Source organism: Bradyrhizobium sp. JYMT SZCCT0180 (assembly GCF_018130165.1).
In the GTDB taxonomy this organism is placed as follows: Bacteria; Pseudomonadota; Alphaproteobacteria; order Rhizobiales; family Xanthobacteraceae; genus Bradyrhizobium.
In genome coordinates, this window is the sequence record NZ_JAFCLZ010000009.1 from 230,525 (window position 1) to 246,784 (window position 16,260).

Here is a 16,260-nt window from a genome sequence, read left to right on the forward strand (position 1 = left end):
TCAATGCGTAGGCAGGCAATAGCATTGGGCATCGGGCTTGCACTGTTGTGCAATGCATCCGCGCGCGCGCAGCTCGCCCCGCAGGTCAACCCCGGCGCCATCCAGACCGACATCGACCGCCAGCGGCAGCAACTCGAGCGGCAGAGCCAACCGCCCAAACTCCAGGGCCCGGGCGTGGTCGGCGGCGAGCGGGAAAAGACCCAAACCCTGAAGCCAGGTGGTCCAAAATTCCTGCTGCGCAAGCTTGAGTTCGATTCATCCAAGTTCATTACGCCCGAAGAGCTCGACGAGATTGCGAAGAAATATGTCGGCAAGAACGCCGACATCGCGACACTTCAGCAGGTCGTAGCCGATATCAACGCGGTCTACGCCGAACGCGGGATCGTCACGGGGATCGCGACGCTGCCGGATCAGGATGCCAAGGGCGGGATCGTTCGCATCAAGCTGACGGAAGGTCGTCTGCAAAAGACCACCATCGAGGGCAACAAGCAGACGTCGACGTCCTATATCCTGCCGCGCGTCCAGGCGCCGGAAGGTGAAGTCCTCGATGTGCCGAAGCTCAACCGCGATGTGATCTGGTTCAATCGAACCAACGACGTGCAGATCAAGGCGTTGTTGCAGCCGGGGACCAGCTTCGGCCTGACCGACCTGCAATTCGCCGTGCTCGAACCACCCACCGATACGCTGCAATTATTTACCGACAATCAGGGTGTCCAGAACACCGGCCGGTTCGAGGGCGGCGCGTTTTACCGGCGTCACGGCCTGTTCGGCGTGGATGATCGCCTGACGTTCTATGGGGTGAGGTCGGACGGCAATCTGAACGGCAACGTCGCCTACAACATTCCGGTAAACCCCTGGGGCGGCCGCGTCGGCCTGAGTTACACGCAAGGCAAGATCAAGATCATCGACGGACCGTTCGTCGCGCTCGACGTAACCGGGCGGTCGACCCAGGCCTCCATCAATTTCAGCCAGCCGGCCTGGGTTACCCAGAATTGGCTGCTGCTGCTCAACGCGGCCCAGACCGACGGCAATACTGTAAGCCGGTTTAGCACCGTCGCGGTCACCAGCGACCGCTATCAGCGATCCACGGGCGGGTTTTCGCTCACCAATTCCGGCAACAATTATTCCGTCACCGTCTCGCCGTCGATGAACTACATCGAATGGCACGATTACATTCTGAACGGCAACCGAACCTTCAATACCTATACCGGCAGCGCGATAGCGACGGGGGTCGGTCCTGCCAATTTCAGCGCCAATCTCTTGGGCAGCTGGCAATATTCGCCGACGAAGCTGTTGCCGGGCGACCAGATCTTTTCGATCGGCGGCCCGACCACGGTGCGCGGCTATCCCACCAATGCGGTGGCGGGCGACAGCGGCTACTACGTCAACGCTGAACTGCACTACAACTGGTCGTCCATTCTCAAGGGCCTGGACACGTATGTGTTCACCGATTGGGGCGCGGTGTACTCGACATTCCCCGGCATCGTGGAATTGGCTTCGATCGGGGCGGGGTTCTCATGGACGGTGGCGCCGTCGCTGACGTTCGAGGGCAGCTATGCAACGCCCCTGAAACTGGCGATCTCCACCCAGCGGCACTACGAATATTATGGCCGGTTCATCTTCCGGCCCCTGCTGATGTTCCCCAAGCAAAACGTGCCCGGATAGGCACGCGGCCAGGATTCTGGCGAGCCGCCCCGAAACATCCCGGCTAATGTTCTGACGTCCCGGTGGCCGCGTTGCCATTCTCGACGCGCGCCCGGGAAATGCTATGCAGGGCACACGTGAGCGATTTCCAGGGAGTTCGTACGATGCCCAACCCATCTCGGCGCGTCGCCGTCGTCGGCCTTGGTCCGATCGGGCGGAAGGTTGTGGAAGCCCTGGATCAAGGCATCGACGGTCTGGTCCTCGCGGCGGTATCGGCACAGGACCCGGCGAAGCATGGCGATTTTCTCGCCAAGTTGAAGCGTTCGCCCGCCGTCTTGCCGATCGACGATCTCTTCGCGGCGGCCGATATCGTGATCGAGTGCGCGCCAAGCAAGCTCGTTCGATCGATTGTCATCCCGTTCGTGAGCCGCGGTAAAACTGCGATCGTCCTGAGCGTGGGCGCGCTTCTCGAGAACGAGGATCTCATTGCGCTGGCCAGGCAGAACGGCGGCCAGATCGTGGTGCCGACCGGTGCGCTGATCGGTCTCGACGCGGTCACCGCCGCGGCGGAAGGCAATATCCAGTCGGTCAGGATGGTGACGCGAAAGCCGCTCAACGGCCTCGCCGGGGCTCCCTATCTGGTCGAAAACAACATCGACATTGCCGGCATCACCGAGCCCTTGAAGATTTTCGAGGGCACCGCCCGTGATGCCGCCAAGGGCTTCCCGGCAAATCTCAATGTGGCCGTGGCGCTGTCGCTGGCGGGCCTTGGGCCCGACCGGACCACGCTGCAGATCTGGGCCGATCCAACCGTGACCCGAAACGTGCACCGCGTTGAAGTGGAATCGGATTCCGCACGCTTTTCGATGACGATAGAGAACATTCCCTCGGAAAACCCCAAGACCGGCCGCATCACGGCACTCTCGGTCATTGCCTATCTGCGCAAGCAAGGTTCAGCTTTACGCGTCGGAACCTGAGGATTCAGGCGGTGAGGGGGAGGCCTCACTTCGCAAGCGACATCCAGCGCTCCGTAGCGCCGATCGCCGCCGACCAAAGCTGGTCCGCAGGCTGACCGCGGTGCAGCGCCTTGCCGACCTCGCAAATCGCCATGAATGCGCCAGAGCGCGCCTCTTCGACCTCCAGCGGCTGCTCGCCGCTTCCCTGAACCAGGCCGACCAGTCCGTTCAGTATCGGCAAGGCCAACTGCGCCGGCTGATCTTCGGCAGCTTTCAAGGCGTCCAGCACGCGCGTCGCTTTTTCGAGATCACTCATGGCCACTTGCCAAAGCTTGAGGGATGAAAAGCCCAGGATAACAGGATGGGTCGGATATTCGCCTAATTTTGACGGAAGGGGTGGGATTCGAACCCACGGTACCCTTGCAGGCACGCCGGTTTTCAAGACCGGTGCCTTAAACCACTCGGCCACCCTTCCGTTGCAGCGGTATCAAGCACTTAGCGACCAGAAGATCAAGAACAGGCCGGAAACGGGACCCAACCTGGACCCAATCGCCCTCAGGACCCAAGAAATCCAGCTGCCAGCGCGCCGATCGCGGTCGACAGAGAGGCATCGGCGGCCTTCGTCCGCTTCCGCTTCACGTAGTTCCGCAACAGCACCGCCGGGTCATCGCCGATTCGCTGGGCAACGATGTGCACGGGGATCCCGCCATCGAGGAGGGCGGTAGAATGGATGCCCCGCAAGTCATGGAATCTGGTTGCTCCGAAGCCGAGCAGCCCCGCGCGCCGGGCGAACTCCTTTGAGAAATTGCGGGGGTTGCGCGGCACCGAGACGTCGAACTCTACGCCCGTTTCGGGGGCGCCTGGAAACATCAGGGCCCGGGCGGGCAGGCGGATGAGGCTAAGGTCCACGTCCGCGGCGCCGTCGGGGATGCCCGCCTGAAAGCGCTGGTAGCGTTCGCGCTCCGCCAACAGGATCTTGATGGTGCCGTCGTCGAGTTCGATGGTTCGCAACCCGCGCTTGGTCTTGGGCGGTTTTAGCCGCAGGCCGAACTTTTTGGTCTGCTCCCATGCACGCTCGATCCTGAGGGTTTTCTTATCCGGGTCGAGATCGGTCCAGCGGAGCGCCAGGAGCTCGTTGCGACGCGCCCCGCTGGCAGCGGCAAGCGCGACCACCGGGAAGAGGGACGACGGTTTGAAGCCGGCAATTAAGGCTGCAAGCTGTGCTTCGTCCAGTCCCTCGCCGATGTCGTCGTCTGCATCCTCCGCCGGATCATCATCAGATAGCCGCTCTTCTGGATTGGGCACCTGTTCGACACGAAACATGGGGTTTGCGACAATCAATCCCTTGCGCGTCGCGGTAGCCAGCAGTGCACCGAAAACGACGTGCACATGGTGCTGAGTTCGGGGTGCGATCTCACCGGCAGTCGCCATGCCCATATAGAGCTTGTCGATTTCCGCCGCCTTCAGCTTTTGCAAGGGGCGGGCGCCGAGCACGGGCTCAACGTGGGTCATCAACAGTTGCTCGTAACGCTCGAGTGTCCTCTGGGAGACTCGTTTCTTTTTCCGACCGGGCGCGCCGGCAAGGATCCATTGATCAATCCATTGCCCCACTGTCACCTTGCTGGGGTCGACGTGCTCGCCTTTGCTGGCGGCATCCAGCAAACTTCTGAGCTTCGAGCGAGCCTCGGTTTTTGTGCCTGAGAAGGCGACGGAAATCCGCCTCCCGTTCACCCGGTAGCGTAGGCGCCACTTGTTCGGGCCGCGCTCGTCGATGCCGCCGTCACCGTGAGGTCGCTTCATGCTTTGCCCTCTTGATTCAAGGATTTCGCCGGAAGAACTGCAACGAGGTCGTCGACCATGACGCGGATAAGCCCCGAGTCTATGCGTCCACTCCTAGTGATCCGCGGCCACGACCGTTCCTTGAGCGCAAACACAGTGAAGCGAACATTCGAACCGCGCTCAAAATAGTCGATTTGAGCCTTCCGATAGTCCTCAACGCCGCAAAAGAGCATGCGCTCACCCTCCCGTGAAAAAGAGGGGTCGGCGAGCAATGTTGCCACCGCCTGTCGCAAGGTTCCTGCACCTGTGACAGCGCACTTTTCCCCCTCACTAGGCCGGGCATTGCACAAGCGCAGCATACGCTTGTCGATGTCGGAGAGACTCTCAGTGGCTAAGACGGAGATAATCATCACAGCGAGGCTGTCGGCCGACAGCTTTACACCACTACCTGGGCCACGTCCGGCGCCGGCAACCAACAATCCAAGCCGCATTAAGGCGCGTTGCCGCTCATATAGCGCCGCTGGAGTAATGCCAACGATCTCGGAAAATCGCGGCAAGTATGACTTAAGGCCACCGATCATGACGGAAGGGTATAGAACGAATAGAGGGCGTCGTCCACCACTATTTGCTTGCGAGGCGGGTCGGGACCGTATAGGCGTGTAGTAGGCGTAATTCACCACTACTAGCGAAGGACGCGTTCGATGACAGGCGATGAGCAAGATCGGAGGCTCGTTTACGAGGTCCCAGAAGCCGGCGCCATGCTCGGCCTAACTCGCAACGGCAGCTACGAAGCAGCAAAGCGCGGTGACATCCCCACGATCAGGATCGGAAAACTGATCCGGGTGCCGAAACTGGCTTTCCACAGGATGCTGGAAGACGCGGGCGCGAAATGAGCGACCGCGAAACGGCGGACGACTATCCGCGTATCGTAGCGGTGCTGAACAGCGCTTGGCGAGTTATCGAGTGCCGCGACGGGCTGCAGTGGATTTTACAGCGCCGCGGCTCGCCAGAAAGGGCACGGGGGGACGATTGGCGCGGGCGGTCCTACTGCCGGACCAAAGAAGCGCTGCTCCGATGCACGCGTGAATACGCTGGCGAGATCGAGCCAGACGCCCACACGGTGCTGGTGGCGCTGCCGGCCCGGATCCTCAAAAAAGCAGAACTGGAGATGTCATGAGCGCAGTGATCTATCCATTCCCGCTGGCCCGGCGCCGTCCGCTTATCGATCGCCAGGTCAGGTACGCATCGGAGATCGGCCCAGATGCCGCGCAGCGGCACATCCAACAACAGCTCGACGTTCAAGCGGAGACGATGCGGCGCAGGGGCATCGATGAGGACACCATTGCCCGCGAATTAGGGTGCATGGAAGCGGCTATCCGATCTCAGCTTGGCATCTCGGCGTCGGACGGCGCTGCATGAGGTCGCGACGTAGACGCACGGCGATTGGAGCCGCCTTTTCGCCGCGCCGCCTCGATATGTTGGAGTCGCCCGCATATCGGGCCCTAAGCCTATCAGGTCATCGGGTGATTGACCGTATCGCCATTGAGCTGTGCCGGCACGGTGGAACGATGAACGGACGCCTTCCCGTCACCTATGACGACTTCGAACGCTATGGGATCCACCGCCACGCGATCGGCCCCGCAGTCAGGGAGGCCGTAGCGCTTGGGTTTATTGAGGTCACCGAACGCGGGCGGGCCGGAAACGCCGAATGGCGCAAGCCGAGCCTCTATCGCTTGACATTCTGCCGCAGCGATCATGACGTCGGCGACGGCACCCACGAATGGATGAAGGTCGGGGAAGAACAAGCCGAAGGAGTCGCCGCCGCGGCTCGTAAGGCAAAAGCACCAAACCCAGCCAAAACAAAATCCCAGTGGCGAAAACCGCCAATCCTCAGTGGCGATAACCGACACTCAAAATCGGAATCTCTTAGTGCGGAAACCACCACTACATGCGTCAGTGCGGAAACCACCACTACTATCTATATCTCGGGTAGGGAGGACGCAGCGTGAAGCTTCCGTCCAACGCCGACTCTGCCGGACCACTGCTCCCCGCCAGCGACTGCGACTTGCTGCAGGGCCATGAGCAAATGGCCGCGTGGCGCGGCCTCACCGTTAGCCAAATCAGGAAGCAGATCCAGGACGAAATGATCCCGGTCTATAAGCACCACGCGGGTAAGAGTACCGTCTTTGCCTTTAAGAGCGAGATCCTTTCGACGGCCCGTGAGAAGCTGATCAAAGTCCGCCCAACGCAAACGCCGAGCCGCAAGAAAAAAGCCGAGCCGGCGGGCTGAATGCGGTCGTCCGGCCTCCGGTTGGGTCCAGATTTGGGTCCAGCGCGCGCGAAAGAGACGGCACCGCCCAACAAATTCAAGCAGTTCCGATCTACTAGGCACCGGTTTGGTGATGCGGTGGGCGGCGCGAGTGAGTGAGCGACAGCACCGCGATACGGCCCCACCACCGCGCTTTCCCGACCAAGCCCAAAATATACTTCAGCGCTCCATAACACCGCTCAACAGCGCACAACGCTCGTTAACAGTTAGGCCCGCGGCACAGGGGGTTCGTCCACTTGTGATCGCGCGCGTGTGTGTCATCTCTTCGGTATGCAACATGCTCGCGATACTACCGCTAACTCATGCGCCACCACTCGGAGTAAGGTCTCCAACGGGACGCGCCTGCTTACAAACGTAGACGGCCGATCCAGTTCGGCGCGTCGATTCCGTGATTTGGTCCGCGCTTATGAGGCGGAGGTCGGTGGAAGCCTGACTGAGGTCGACCGCGGCCTGATCAGGCAGGCTGCGGCCCTGACCTTTAAGGCCGAAAAGCTCCAGTCCGATCTAGTCAACGGCACCCCCGTGGATGGCGATCAATTGATCCGGCTGACGGGCACCGCGAAGCGCATTCTGTCCGCACTCGGAGAGAAGGCCAGCAAGCGCAAGTCTCCGGCACCGACCCTGCAGGATCACCTCGCTAGACGCGCGGCGGAGCGCGCAGAAGCGGCTGCGGAGTGAGCGCTACGTGACGGCGGCCCTTAACATAATCGAAGCTCTGGACGATCCCGCGCTGTTCGCTCCCTGGTTCCCCGGGGTGACGTGGAACGCATGGCGGGCCATCCTGAAGGCGGCGTTTGCCCTTCCAATGTCCCCCGAGGAGATCGCGTTCTTTCGCTCGGTTGCCGATCGCGACCCGCCAGCGGAACGGGTGCAGGAGCTTTGGATCGTGGCCGGCCGGCGAGGCGGCAAGGATTCCATCGCCAGCGTCATTGCAGCCCACGCAGCGGCGCTGTTCAGGGAAGGCGGGCAGCTGAGGCCGGGCGAGCGAGCCCTCGTTATGTGCCTCGCAAATGACCGGGATCAGGCGAAGATCGTCCTGAACTATGCGCGGGCATACTTCACGGACATTCCGCTGTTGCAGGGCATGGTAGAGCGGGAGACGGCCTACGGATTCGAGCTGAACAACAAGATCGACATCGCGGTTTCGACCAACAGCTTCCGGGCCGTTCGCGGGCGGCCGGTGCTCTGCGCCATCCTGGACGAGATCGCATTCTGGCGCGATGACAGCAGCGCAACTCCGGACGTTGAAACCTACAAAGCCCTGAAGCCAGGAACGGCCACGATGCCGGGCAGCATGATCATCGGGATCAGCAGCCCATATCGAAAAGCCGGACTGTTGCATGCGAAGTATCGGGCCCACTACGGCAAGCCGGGGAAGGTCCTGGTCATCCAGGCGCCAACGGCTCTTCTCAATCCAACGATCGACCCTCAGATCATCGCCGACGCGCTGGAAGAAGATCCGGCGGCGGCGCGCGCGGAATGGCTGGCTGAGTTCCGGGACGACATTGCCGCGTTTGTCAGCCAGGAGGCCCTAGACGCCTGCACATCGCCCGGCGTGCTCGAGCGGTCCCGCGTGCAGGGCATCCAATATGCGGCCTTCGTCGACCCGTCCGGCGGTGCTTCTGACAGCATGACGTTGGCAATCGGGCACAGCCAGCTTGCACCGGACCGCAAAACCTCACTCGCGGTGCTGGATGCGGTGCGGGAGATCACCGCGCCGTTTTCGCCCGATGCCGCGGTGGCCGAATTCGCCACGCTGCTGAAGAGCTACGGCATCCGGAGTGTCCGGGGGGACAGGTATGCGGCGGAGTGGGTTACCGAGGCCTTCAAGAAAGTGGGCATCGCCTATCGGCCGGCCGATCTCTCCAAGAGCGAAATCTATCGCGATTTCCTCCCGCGGCTGAACAGCGGCGAGGTCGACCTTCTCGACAATCGCCGGCTAATCACGCAACTGCACGGCCTGGAGAGGCGCACGGCACGCGGAGGGCGCGACAGCATCGACCATGCCCCGGGCGCAAAGGACGACGTCGCCAACTCAGTTGCGGGCGTACTGGTCTATCTCACGTCAGCGCGCCACCAGGCGGCACCGGCGCAATTCGGCAGCTATTCTTCCGACGGCATCAAACTAAACACCGCGCCGGCGCTTCCCAAATCACTTTTCCCCGAAGGCCAGGAAATCAAACCCGGCCACGTCGTCACATGGAACTAGGAGAGACAATGTCGCTGATAATGGATTCGAAGAACTGGCGAGGCCGCCCTCAGTTGCACGGCGTTCAAGCCTACGGCCGCACAACGTATGTGCGAGGCGCTCGCGTCGGCGCCTGGTGCTGGGATAGCGAGAGGAACGGCACGCTCAAGAAGCTCGAAAACGAAGTTTATGATGCATCCTTGGCCGCCAGCGACGCATTCCAGGCCCGGAAGAAGGAACTGGAATCGAGCGGACGTTACACGACGGCAGGCATTCGCGAAGAACTCAAGAAATTCCATGCCGCGCTAGTGGCGCCGGTGCTGGAGAAGGCGAAGGCCGAACTCCAGGCCGCGAATGAGGCTTTGGCCGCCCGGCGATCGAGCATCAAGCCGGGGACCGCAGAACCGAAGTTTTCAGAAGTTCAGAAGGCGGAAGCCCGGGCAATCTTGCGGACGATGCCGCACAAGCAGGCTGTCAGCATCCTCGCTGGATCCGATGCCGACCCGCTCTTTGTAGAAGCCGTGCTCGAAGCGAAAGCTCACATGGTGGCAATCAGCCCCGCGCTTCGCGCCGAACTCGAGCGGGGCGCACTGCAGAAGCGTCACGGACCCGAGATCGAGGAACTGACCGAAATCGAAAGCGCGCTGACGACGGCGGCGAGGGCGGCGCAAGTCGCGGCGGACGATATCGCCCTAGAACTACGCGAAGACACGCCGCAACGACCGCAATTGGTTCGAACGGCTTAGGACCGCGAGCGCCCGGCATCCAACAACGGGCAGAGCGCGAAAGCCGGGCGGCAGAAGCCACCGCTGTCGCCCGGCTACTCAAACAACGGAGAACAGCATGCCCATTGAACTGAGCAAAGACGATCGCGCAATGATTCGCGCCGGTGCCGGCGATCTCGACACGGCCGGCGTGCAAGCGCTGGAAGCGGGGGTCGTTTCGCGGCTTACGAAGATGATCGAGCGCGGGGAAATCTCGCACGTCACGAAGAACAATCTCCGAGCGTCGATTACGCTGGAGACGGGTCGAGGGAAGTGAAGGCCGCCCCAAAGCCGGGCGTGCCAGCGGCGCCCTGGAGCCCATCGTGGACTAAGGCTACAAGCTGGAGCGCGAGCGCTGGGCAGCTGAGCAATTGACCGGGCTACTTGCGAGCTTGGAGCCGCCCGCGATCGATGAGGCGGCCCGTCATCGGCTACAAAGGATGATCTATTTTCAGGGGCCGCAGCACGTCACGCTGTTGATCCGTACCATTGTAGAATCCGAGGGAAACGATGGTGCGCTGATCGATCCGGTTATCAGCGCCGTTTCGTCGGTGATGTCATGTCGCCGGGATTGGACGGACAAAGGGCTGGCCTGGATTGAGGCGTTCGATTCGATCCCGCTGCTCGCCATCGTTGAGACGATGCGCGGCCTCGATCTGTTCCATGAAACGTCGCTGGCCCGATACATGGCCGTGAGCTTGAGCAACCGACTCCGAAAGCATTTCGATCCGCCGGCACCGCCGCCCAAACCGAAAAGGGCGTACAGGAAGCGAAAGCTGAAGGCCGAAGGTCTTGGCGACGCGCTTTGCTAAGCCAGAGGAGGCGGGGCGCACTTCACCCCGTTCGGAAGTGAAGTGACCACCCTCTCCAGATTGGATTGCTCTTCGGTCAAGCGCCTTTGGACAAACTGGCGCTCGAGCTCGGTCAGGCTGGTCTGCAATAGGTTGCGATAGCGTTGAATATTGCTGCGGTGTGTACGCAAGCGAGTCAACTGTTGATCAATCATTTGTCGTCCCTTGACGAGGGGTTTAGTTCCTTCTCATGCGGCACAACGCCGGCCAGAGCGGAGTATATTCGCTGGCGGCATCGGCATTTCCCCGGCCGGGTCTTTAAATCCCGGCGGGCTAAGCCTGCCGCACGTCTGTGACGCTTTGATTACAATGGGGGTGGTGACTCCGAGCTAGGGCCGGCGGAGCTGTCTCGTCGAGTTGTTCGGTCCGGCGCCGATGCCGATGCGTTACCGCGAGATCGGCGTGATAAAATCCCGGTGCAGGCAACTCGGTCTTTTTGCGCCATCGAACAGCACGGTGACACCCGTATTCCGATGGGAAACCTCGACAACGATCCCTGTCTTGCCTGCCAGCGATCGCAATCGAGTGGCTCCGAGTTCACTCATCTTGAACCGAGCGCCGACCAATCTATCAAATTCCTGCACATCACTCACAATTTCACTCCATGATAAAAAATTTTAGTCCATTACAAAAAACCATACGTTAGGCTGATATTTTGAACCTAGAATGACATTTGCACTTCTTGTTCCGGCCCAGGGGTTCCGGGGCGCGCAACGTGCTTCTCGAAGGCCTCGGGGTACTTCAAAGTAGCCGGGGACGATCCAACCAAGTTGCATTAATTTTGGCGCCGTTGGCGCATTTTTCGGCGTTGCGGCTGGAATGGGCGGCCCCAGCACAGCCAGCCCCTGCTGGGGCCGCTCTTTTTGCGGTTCAGGAATGAAAAAAGGCCGCCAACTGAGGCGGCCTTACGAGCGATTTGAGCTAGTGGGTAACAACAGGAACTCGCTCATATCAAGTGCCGTTTCAATCTGGCGAAGCTTCTGGATCAAATCGTCGCGCTCACTGCATGGCGCAAGCGTCTCCACATCTGACCGAACCCGTCGAGCCAAATCGATCAAGCGTTCTTCAAGTGTCGTGCTGTGGTTGAAACGGCGGCGCTGCATGGACTTCACTCCGGGGCTTTGAGGCTGCTGTATTGCCAGCCCGACTTGTCCGACATCGAATCGCACGGGGCGGTGCGCATCATTGTGTGATTGCAACTGGGGCATCCAAAGGTCCGGCTGTCATAACCCTCTGAGGCCGGGCTGATGCTCGTAAGCATCATTCGTTTAGAACATTGGGGGCAGCGGGGCCGCTCAATTGGAATCAGCGACGGTTCAGGACGGGCATGGGGTTGGGGCATGTGATGTGCATCCCTTTTGGTCTGGCGGGAGCGCAACACTCTCAGTCACCGATGGAAGCCGAAGGCGGTGCGGTGATCGGGATAATCTGGCATGTCCCGCAGCCGACATAGTGGTCATTATTGCTCACTCCGGGAAAAGTTTGATGGGGAGGAACTATTTCAAATGCGGGTCGAAACAGGACCAGTACCGCGCCAGGTACATTAGGGAACGATGGCGACCGCCGAGACTTAGGTCTGCAATGCGTCACTCAGCCCGACGTATGAGGCTATCTAATCCCTAGCCGACCAGGCCCCAGTTGCCTCTCCCGAGGGCTGGGGCCGTTTCTTTAAGCGACAGCGAAAAAAATTTTGGTCCATGACTAAGCGCCGTCGACATCAGTGGCACAGCGTTGGCGCGGTCCGATTTGGCTGCGACCGATGCGGTATTCGCCCTGAGTCGAGAGGCAATTGGTACCCGTCCTAACTAACCGCTTCGCGGGCGGCGCAAGCGCGACTGCCGAAGCCATTTTGAGCTGCTCAAGGCTACGGTGAAGTCAGGGAAACCCCAACAACAACAAGCGCCACCATCGCGAGAATCAGCGAGGCGTATCCCGCGAGTTGCACCCAGTCCCGTTGCTGGCGCTGGTTCATCCCGGGATTTCGACCCGGCCGAGCTGAGGCATTATTGATCTAGATCAACACGATTTGCGCGCAGGTTTGCCTATGCAAACAGCTCCGCACCGGCTGGCGTGAACTTCACGAAGGTGCCGCTCTCGTGCAGCACCAGCCAACCGCGCGATATCGCCAGATCAAGGCCGGCTTTGTATTCGGCCGGGGTGGCGCGCTCCAGGTAGAGCATCGGCGCGTTTATCTTCTCGATGTAAATCTTTCCGTCTACCGGCTCGGTCGCGTTGGCGATTTCAAGCAGCTTGCGCGCGGCCTTTTCAGGATCGGAATAGGGGCGGTCAGTGCTGAACTTCATGCGTGCTGCGAATCCATGTGCGCTTCGTGAACGTGACGGTCGGTTACCGCCATATCGATCGTGGCGCCACAGAAACAGGGCGCCCGCCGCTCCGGAACTTTCATTAAATCGGTGCTTGTCGGGAACCGGACAGAAGTCCGGGCCGTTGAAAGGGATCACCGCACCGCCAGTGGCCTCCATCGGTGATGAGAACGCCGGTCGCGCTCCCGCCTTCCTCTCAATGGAATGGAGCAGCGCGATGCAGCGACGCCATTTCACACAAACTGCACCATTAGAAGAGCGCATGGTTGAGAAGGCTAAACGCTTTCGCAGTGCGGAGGCCAAACGCCTTCGCAGCGAGGCCGAAGGCATACCGAGCGGCGTCAAGCGAGACGACCTGATCCGCAGGGCGCGCCAGATTGAGATGGCATCCCATATCAACGAATGGGTTTCATCTCCAGGCCTTCAGGCCCCGAAGTGAACGAGCGAGGGCAAACTCAATCGTGCGAAAGCCGCCCCTGAGGGGGCTTGGCAAATCGCTGGATCAGTCCGTCGAATCTCGACTTCGGCGCAATAATCGCACCTGCTCAATTCTGTTACACAGTCCACATCGATATTGAATGATGTCTCTTCCTTCATCGTCAGGGGAGCTTTTTTCGAGCTTCATCGTTCGGTTGCATACGATGCAGCTAATGAGATCGATCAGCGGGCTTTTGTCGTCGTTGCCCGCCGCGCTCACTTCCCTTTGGCCTTCGGCTGATCAACGCGAGCCTCACGAAACTCCGGAGGCCCTCTCGTTAGCCGCCGTCTGCGCTGGGCTTGTTCTTCAGACGTTGCCGCGGGATCGATGATCTTTTCGATTGTCTTCCCGGCTAGATCCTTGGCGCGATCGGCGCGCGCTACTCTCAACCGTTGGCTGGGCGAGGCCTTCGTTCCTACGGTGAGGCCGAGCTCTACAAGCCGGTGCGGGAAGTTTTTCGACGAAAGCAGGTCCATCTATTTCCCCCTTCGCCTTCAGCCCCACATCGTTAAGACTGCCAGACATGCCGCGCCGCCCCAAACGACTGAAAGGCCCGCGATCAGCAGATATTCAACAGCGTCAAAATCGCGGGCTTTACGCATCGGACAACTCCTCTGCAGCTATTTCCCTTTTGACTTCAGTCCCAGTTCGACGAGCCGGCCGATCTATCTTCTAGGAAACAATTTGTCCGTCGATTTGTCCAACCGCTTGTCCGCACCTGTCGAGTTTAGATGTCCTACTAGTTCGCCGGTAGTCTTGTAGATATTTTGGCCCCTGAGTTCATATAGCTTGTTGCCGGATAGATCATAAATTGCATTCGCACGGACGAAGGCGACGTAATCTCCTTCGCTGTTGAATATCTTTCCGTCCATCGGCGTCACTTCTTCTTTGGGCGATCGACGCGGGCTTCTCGAAATTCTTCCGGCCCTTTGATCAAGCGACGCTTCCGGCTTGCCTTTTCTTCACCGTCAGCTGTGCCAACCGTCAAACTATCAATCGCTTTTGATGCGAGATCCGCGAGGGCCGCGCGCTGTCGCTCCGAAGGCGCCGATTTCGTCTTCACGGTTAGGCCAAGTTCGACCAGCCGGCGTACGGCTTCCGACAGCTTCGGTGTGTCGGTCTGAAACTCCGCCCAATGCACAATTCTGCCGCGCAGTTCGTCTGTAGCTCGAAAACCCAGCATGGGTGTCTGGCCTGTTGCAGGCCGACCGCGGCTTTTCTGTTTAGCAACTATTGACTTCTTCATATTTAATGTTTAGCAAATAACCGAGCCGAGGGGAAGCTGTAACTTCCGCCCCGGCTCTAACCCGAGCCACGAAGGACTGGAATCCAAATGACCCAGGCTGACAGCGTGCATAGCACGCCACCCCTAAACACGTCTTCAGATACCCCCGCCAGCGACTCCAGGAGCCCCCAGGATTCGCTTTTCCTTCCGACCGACATCACGCCCGAACAACTGTTCCGAGCGATCGGCAAGCTCCGCAGGGACGCCAGAGACGAGATTGACCGGCTGATCCGGTTTCTCGACAGCACCGAGAACCATATGGCGATCGACTGCGAACCCGAGGACGAGGGCGACGACGCCGACGCGGAGCCGTCCCTAGGCTTTCTAGAGCCAGTCACGATCGGCGGCGATTGGCTGGGCCGCACCCCATGGCAATCGAAGTCATTCAATCAGGACCGGCCTCAAGGTTCTAACGTTGCCGATCCCGAGGGCGACGATTGCGATGACGAACCATCCCTCGGTTCGCTGGAGCGGCAAGAGTGGGGGGACCAAGAGCGCTGGGCCTGTAGTGGCATGAGAGACATGGAGGACGAGCACGACGGCGCGGAGCCGGACGGGGACGGAGAGCCGTCCCTTGGCTGGACGGTTTGCGGCGTCCTGGGTGACATCAACGATCGCGAGCTCGACGACTGCGACAGGGAGAGCAACGAGCCGGTGCTGACCGAATGCGCCTGATCCGACTGTACGCGGGCCGCGCCTGCTTCAAACTCGCGGGACCTGTTTCTGCCTCGCGCGTCCGCCGCCAAACATAGGCGAGCATCGATAAGGCTCGATGCTCGCCTGGCAGCATTGCTTTTGCCATTCTTGGGAAGTGCCTCGCTGGCATCTGATAGTGCTCCCACCTGTGCGCTTGGGCGCGCACGGGTGGGGTATCCGCGCTGTTACGGGTCGTATTTTGACTGGAAACGCTGGCTGAATCACTGACACTCGCGCTAGAGTTGTTTTTTTATCTAAGCACTTTTCATCACCGGTGCCCGGCTCAAACCGGCCGAGCCTTATTAACAGCGAGCCAGCAAGGATGGCGAAAACCAAAATTTCGAGCACTGATCTCGCATGGTTATTTTACGAGGAGTTGCAGGCGTTCGACGACTTTCCTCTTCACGGGATCTCGATCGCGATTGTGCCAACGGCGAATGCAGGTTGGCGAGCAATAACGACTCGCAATGCCAGGGCAGGCCGTTGGGCAAGCCGCATAGAGGCAATCCAAGAACGACTCCGAAAGGCGTACACGTTGGCGAGCTAGTTGTCCCGCCTGTGTGCCGATGGTGCGCAGGCGGGGCTACCATGCGTCGGGGTGCCCCGAATTAGTTCGGACCAGTCAGTAGTTCTCCTGATGGAGACTCGGGGAAAACCGGCAAGTATGCCCTGCGTTTTTCGAGACGCACCAACCCCACTAGCCCCGCCGGGTGAAGGCGGGGCTTTTTCTTTGTTGCCGTACTTATACGAGGCTGACAACGGCGAGGACTAGTTCGGGGCCGAAATCGCTCGATGCCAGCGCGATCAATGTTCCGGCACAGACGGCTAAAATGGCGGTGACTGTGAGAGCAATCATTTTGAAAATCCCCTGTTGCCTGTGACGGTGAGACTGCGCCAGCTTCGTTTCCGGACGACTGCGTGGGGGAAGGCAATCGGTTTCGTTCACCGAGACGTTATCCTCCGTAG

Annotated in this window: 22 protein-coding genes and 1 tRNA gene; 14 read left to right on the plus strand and 9 right to left on the minus strand. The window is 60.1% G+C overall.

All coding sequences use genetic code 11. The annotated features are described in order from the left end of the window. Positions 1–3 precede the first annotated feature (3 nt). Together JQ641_RS15740 and JQ641_RS15745 are read left to right on the plus strand one after the other, a co-directional pair. The gene (locus JQ641_RS15740; protein ID WP_211996851.1) at positions 4–1,665 is read left to right on the plus strand and encodes a ShlB/FhaC/HecB family hemolysin secretion/activation protein; all 1,662 of its coding nucleotides are present in this window, start codon (positions 4–6) and stop codon (positions 1,663–1,665) included. Positions 1,666–1,808: 143 nt separating this feature from the next. Continuing rightward, positions 1,809–2,621, plus strand: a complete 813-nt coding sequence (locus JQ641_RS15745; RefSeq protein WP_211996852.1) for an aspartate dehydrogenase — start codon at positions 1,809–1,811, stop codon at positions 2,619–2,621. Positions 2,622–2,646: 25 nt separating this feature from the next. Here the strand turns inward: JQ641_RS15745 and JQ641_RS15750 are convergent, their stop codons facing one another. From JQ641_RS15750 to JQ641_RS15765, 4 genes are all read right to left on the minus strand, one after another. Continuing rightward, on the minus strand, positions 2,647–2,916 hold the full coding sequence (locus tag JQ641_RS15750; protein ID WP_211996853.1) for a hypothetical protein: 270 nt from the start codon (positions 2,914–2,916) through the stop codon (positions 2,647–2,649). Between the two features lie 72 nt (positions 2,917–2,988). Next, positions 2,989–3,075: transfer RNA gene (locus JQ641_RS15755), tRNA-Ser, on the minus strand. Between the two features lie 80 nt (positions 3,076–3,155). After that, the gene (locus JQ641_RS15760; protein ID WP_211996854.1) at positions 3,156–4,400 is read right to left on the minus strand and encodes a site-specific integrase; all 1,245 of its coding nucleotides are present in this window, start codon (positions 4,398–4,400) and stop codon (positions 3,156–3,158) included. Next, positions 4,397–4,936: a hypothetical protein gene (locus JQ641_RS15765; protein WP_211996855.1), complete on the minus strand. Its 540-nt coding sequence runs from the start codon at positions 4,934–4,936 to the stop codon at positions 4,397–4,399. The genes JQ641_RS15760 and JQ641_RS15765 overlap by 4 nt, the downstream gene beginning before the upstream one ends. 144 nt (positions 4,937–5,080) lie before the next feature. Between JQ641_RS15765 and JQ641_RS15770 the strand changes: the two genes are divergently transcribed. From JQ641_RS15770 to JQ641_RS15815, 10 genes are all read left to right on the plus strand, one after another. Next, entirely contained in the window at positions 5,081–5,272 is a 192-nt protein-coding gene (locus JQ641_RS15770; protein ID WP_211996856.1) for a helix-turn-helix domain-containing protein, read from the plus strand. Next, positions 5,269–5,556: a hypothetical protein gene (locus JQ641_RS15775; protein WP_211996857.1), complete on the plus strand. Its 288-nt coding sequence runs from the start codon at positions 5,269–5,271 to the stop codon at positions 5,554–5,556. The genes JQ641_RS15770 and JQ641_RS15775 overlap by 4 nt, the downstream gene beginning before the upstream one ends. Next, complete coding sequence (locus JQ641_RS15780; RefSeq protein ID WP_211996858.1) at positions 5,553–5,798, plus strand: DUF6074 family protein; 246 nt, start codon at positions 5,553–5,555, stop codon at positions 5,796–5,798. The genes JQ641_RS15775 and JQ641_RS15780 overlap by 4 nt, the downstream gene beginning before the upstream one ends. A 104-nt stretch (positions 5,799–5,902) precedes the next feature. Further along, a complete protein-coding gene (locus tag JQ641_RS15785; RefSeq protein WP_211996859.1) occupies positions 5,903–6,388 on the plus strand; it encodes a hypothetical protein in 486 nt (161 codons plus the stop codon). Further along, positions 6,385–6,669, plus strand: a complete 285-nt coding sequence (locus JQ641_RS15790) for a hypothetical protein (protein WP_211996860.1) — start codon at positions 6,385–6,387, stop codon at positions 6,667–6,669. The genes JQ641_RS15785 and JQ641_RS15790 overlap by 4 nt, the downstream gene beginning before the upstream one ends. 432 nt (positions 6,670–7,101) lie before the next feature. Further along, positions 7,102–7,386 carry a hypothetical protein gene (locus tag JQ641_RS15795; RefSeq protein ID WP_211996861.1) on the plus strand — a complete coding sequence of 95 codons (285 nt, stop codon included), beginning with the start codon at positions 7,102–7,104 and terminating at the stop codon, positions 7,384–7,386. 7 nt (positions 7,387–7,393) lie between these two features. Beyond that, on the plus strand, positions 7,394–8,917 hold the full coding sequence (locus JQ641_RS15800; protein ID WP_211996862.1) for a terminase large subunit domain-containing protein: 1,524 nt from the start codon (positions 7,394–7,396) through the stop codon (positions 8,915–8,917). Positions 8,918–8,937: 20 nt separating this feature from the next. Continuing rightward, positions 8,938–9,642 (plus strand): hypothetical protein, encoded by a 705-nt coding sequence (locus JQ641_RS15805; RefSeq protein ID WP_211996863.1) that lies wholly within the window; start codon positions 8,938–8,940, stop codon positions 9,640–9,642. A gap of 97 nt (positions 9,643–9,739) precedes the next feature. Further along, positions 9,740–9,937: a hypothetical protein gene (locus JQ641_RS15810; protein WP_211996864.1), complete on the plus strand. Its 198-nt coding sequence runs from the start codon at positions 9,740–9,742 to the stop codon at positions 9,935–9,937. 163 nt (positions 9,938–10,100) lie between these two features. Beyond that, positions 10,101–10,472, plus strand: a complete 372-nt coding sequence (locus JQ641_RS15815) for a hypothetical protein (RefSeq protein WP_211996865.1) — start codon at positions 10,101–10,103, stop codon at positions 10,470–10,472. Positions 10,473–11,416: 944 nt separating this feature from the next. Here JQ641_RS15815 and JQ641_RS15820 read toward each other — a convergent pair. Together JQ641_RS15820 and JQ641_RS38695 are read right to left on the minus strand one after the other, a co-directional pair. Next, positions 11,417–11,614 (minus strand): hypothetical protein, encoded by a 198-nt coding sequence (locus JQ641_RS15820; RefSeq protein ID WP_211996866.1) that lies wholly within the window; start codon positions 11,612–11,614, stop codon positions 11,417–11,419. A gap of 939 nt (positions 11,615–12,553) precedes the next feature. After that, positions 12,554–12,973 (minus strand): hypothetical protein, encoded by a 420-nt coding sequence (locus JQ641_RS38695; RefSeq protein ID WP_349628564.1) that lies wholly within the window; start codon positions 12,971–12,973, stop codon positions 12,554–12,556. On the opposite strand from JQ641_RS38695, the gene JQ641_RS15830 reads away from it, so the two are divergent. Continuing rightward, positions 12,960–13,274: a hypothetical protein gene (locus tag JQ641_RS15830; RefSeq protein WP_349628565.1), complete on the plus strand. Its 315-nt coding sequence runs from the start codon at positions 12,960–12,962 to the stop codon at positions 13,272–13,274. The two genes, JQ641_RS38695 and JQ641_RS15830, sit on opposite strands and share 14 nt — an antisense overlap. 254 nt (positions 13,275–13,528) lie before the next feature. Here the strand turns inward: JQ641_RS15830 and JQ641_RS15835 are convergent, their stop codons facing one another. Beyond that, positions 13,529–13,789, minus strand: coding sequence for a hypothetical protein (locus JQ641_RS15835; protein WP_211996867.1), 261 nt, complete (start codon positions 13,787–13,789; stop codon positions 13,529–13,531). A 401-nt stretch (positions 13,790–14,190) separates the two neighbouring features. Next, positions 14,191–14,496: a hypothetical protein gene (locus JQ641_RS15840; protein ID WP_211996868.1), complete on the minus strand. Its 306-nt coding sequence runs from the start codon at positions 14,494–14,496 to the stop codon at positions 14,191–14,193. A 150-nt stretch (positions 14,497–14,646) separates the two neighbouring features. Here JQ641_RS15840 and JQ641_RS15845 point away from each other — a divergent pair, with 150 nt between their 5' ends. Continuing rightward, on the plus strand, positions 14,647–15,273 hold the full coding sequence (locus tag JQ641_RS15845; RefSeq protein ID WP_211996869.1) for a hypothetical protein: 627 nt from the start codon (positions 14,647–14,649) through the stop codon (positions 15,271–15,273). Positions 15,274–16,036: 763 nt separating this feature from the next. On the opposite strand, the gene JQ641_RS15850 is transcribed toward JQ641_RS15845, so the two are convergent. After that, positions 16,037–16,240 (minus strand): hypothetical protein, encoded by a 204-nt coding sequence (locus JQ641_RS15850; protein ID WP_211996870.1) that lies wholly within the window; start codon positions 16,238–16,240, stop codon positions 16,037–16,039. Positions 16,241–16,260: the final 20 nt, after the last annotated feature.

Excerpts from the sequence above, each read along its gene's own strand:
- JQ641_RS15740 (WP_211996851.1), top strand. The coding sequence starts at position 4 with ATGCGTAGGCAGGCAATAGCATTGGGCATCGGGCTTGCACTGTTGTGC.
- JQ641_RS15745 (WP_211996852.1), top strand. The coding sequence starts at position 1,809 with ATGCCCAACCCATCTCGGCGCGTCGCCGTCGTCGGCCTTGGTCCGATC.
- JQ641_RS15750 (WP_211996853.1), bottom strand. The coding sequence starts at position 2,916 with ATGAGTGATCTCGAAAAAGCGACGCGCGTGCTGGACGCCTTGAAAGCT.
- JQ641_RS15760 (WP_211996854.1), bottom strand. The coding sequence starts at position 4,400 with ATGAAGCGACCTCACGGTGACGGCGGCATCGACGAGCGCGGCCCGAAC.
- JQ641_RS15770 (WP_211996856.1), top strand. The coding sequence starts at position 5,081 with ATGACAGGCGATGAGCAAGATCGGAGGCTCGTTTACGAGGTCCCAGAA.
- JQ641_RS15775 (WP_211996857.1), top strand. The coding sequence starts at position 5,269 with ATGAGCGACCGCGAAACGGCGGACGACTATCCGCGTATCGTAGCGGTG.
- JQ641_RS15780 (WP_211996858.1), top strand. The coding sequence starts at position 5,553 with ATGAGCGCAGTGATCTATCCATTCCCGCTGGCCCGGCGCCGTCCGCTT.
- JQ641_RS15805 (WP_211996863.1), top strand. The coding sequence starts at position 8,938 with ATGGATTCGAAGAACTGGCGAGGCCGCCCTCAGTTGCACGGCGTTCAA.
- JQ641_RS15810 (WP_211996864.1), top strand. The coding sequence starts at position 9,740 with ATGCCCATTGAACTGAGCAAAGACGATCGCGCAATGATTCGCGCCGGT.
- JQ641_RS15815 (WP_211996865.1), top strand. The coding sequence starts at position 10,101 with ATGATCTATTTTCAGGGGCCGCAGCACGTCACGCTGTTGATCCGTACC.
- JQ641_RS15820 (WP_211996866.1), bottom strand. The coding sequence starts at position 11,614 with ATGCAGCGCCGCCGTTTCAACCACAGCACGACACTTGAAGAACGCTTG.
- JQ641_RS15835 (WP_211996867.1), bottom strand. The coding sequence starts at position 13,789 with ATGGACCTGCTTTCGTCGAAAAACTTCCCGCACCGGCTTGTAGAGCTC.
- JQ641_RS15840 (WP_211996868.1), bottom strand. The coding sequence starts at position 14,496 with ATGCTGGGTTTTCGAGCTACAGACGAACTGCGCGGCAGAATTGTGCAT.
- JQ641_RS15845 (WP_211996869.1), top strand. The coding sequence starts at position 14,647 with ATGACCCAGGCTGACAGCGTGCATAGCACGCCACCCCTAAACACGTCT.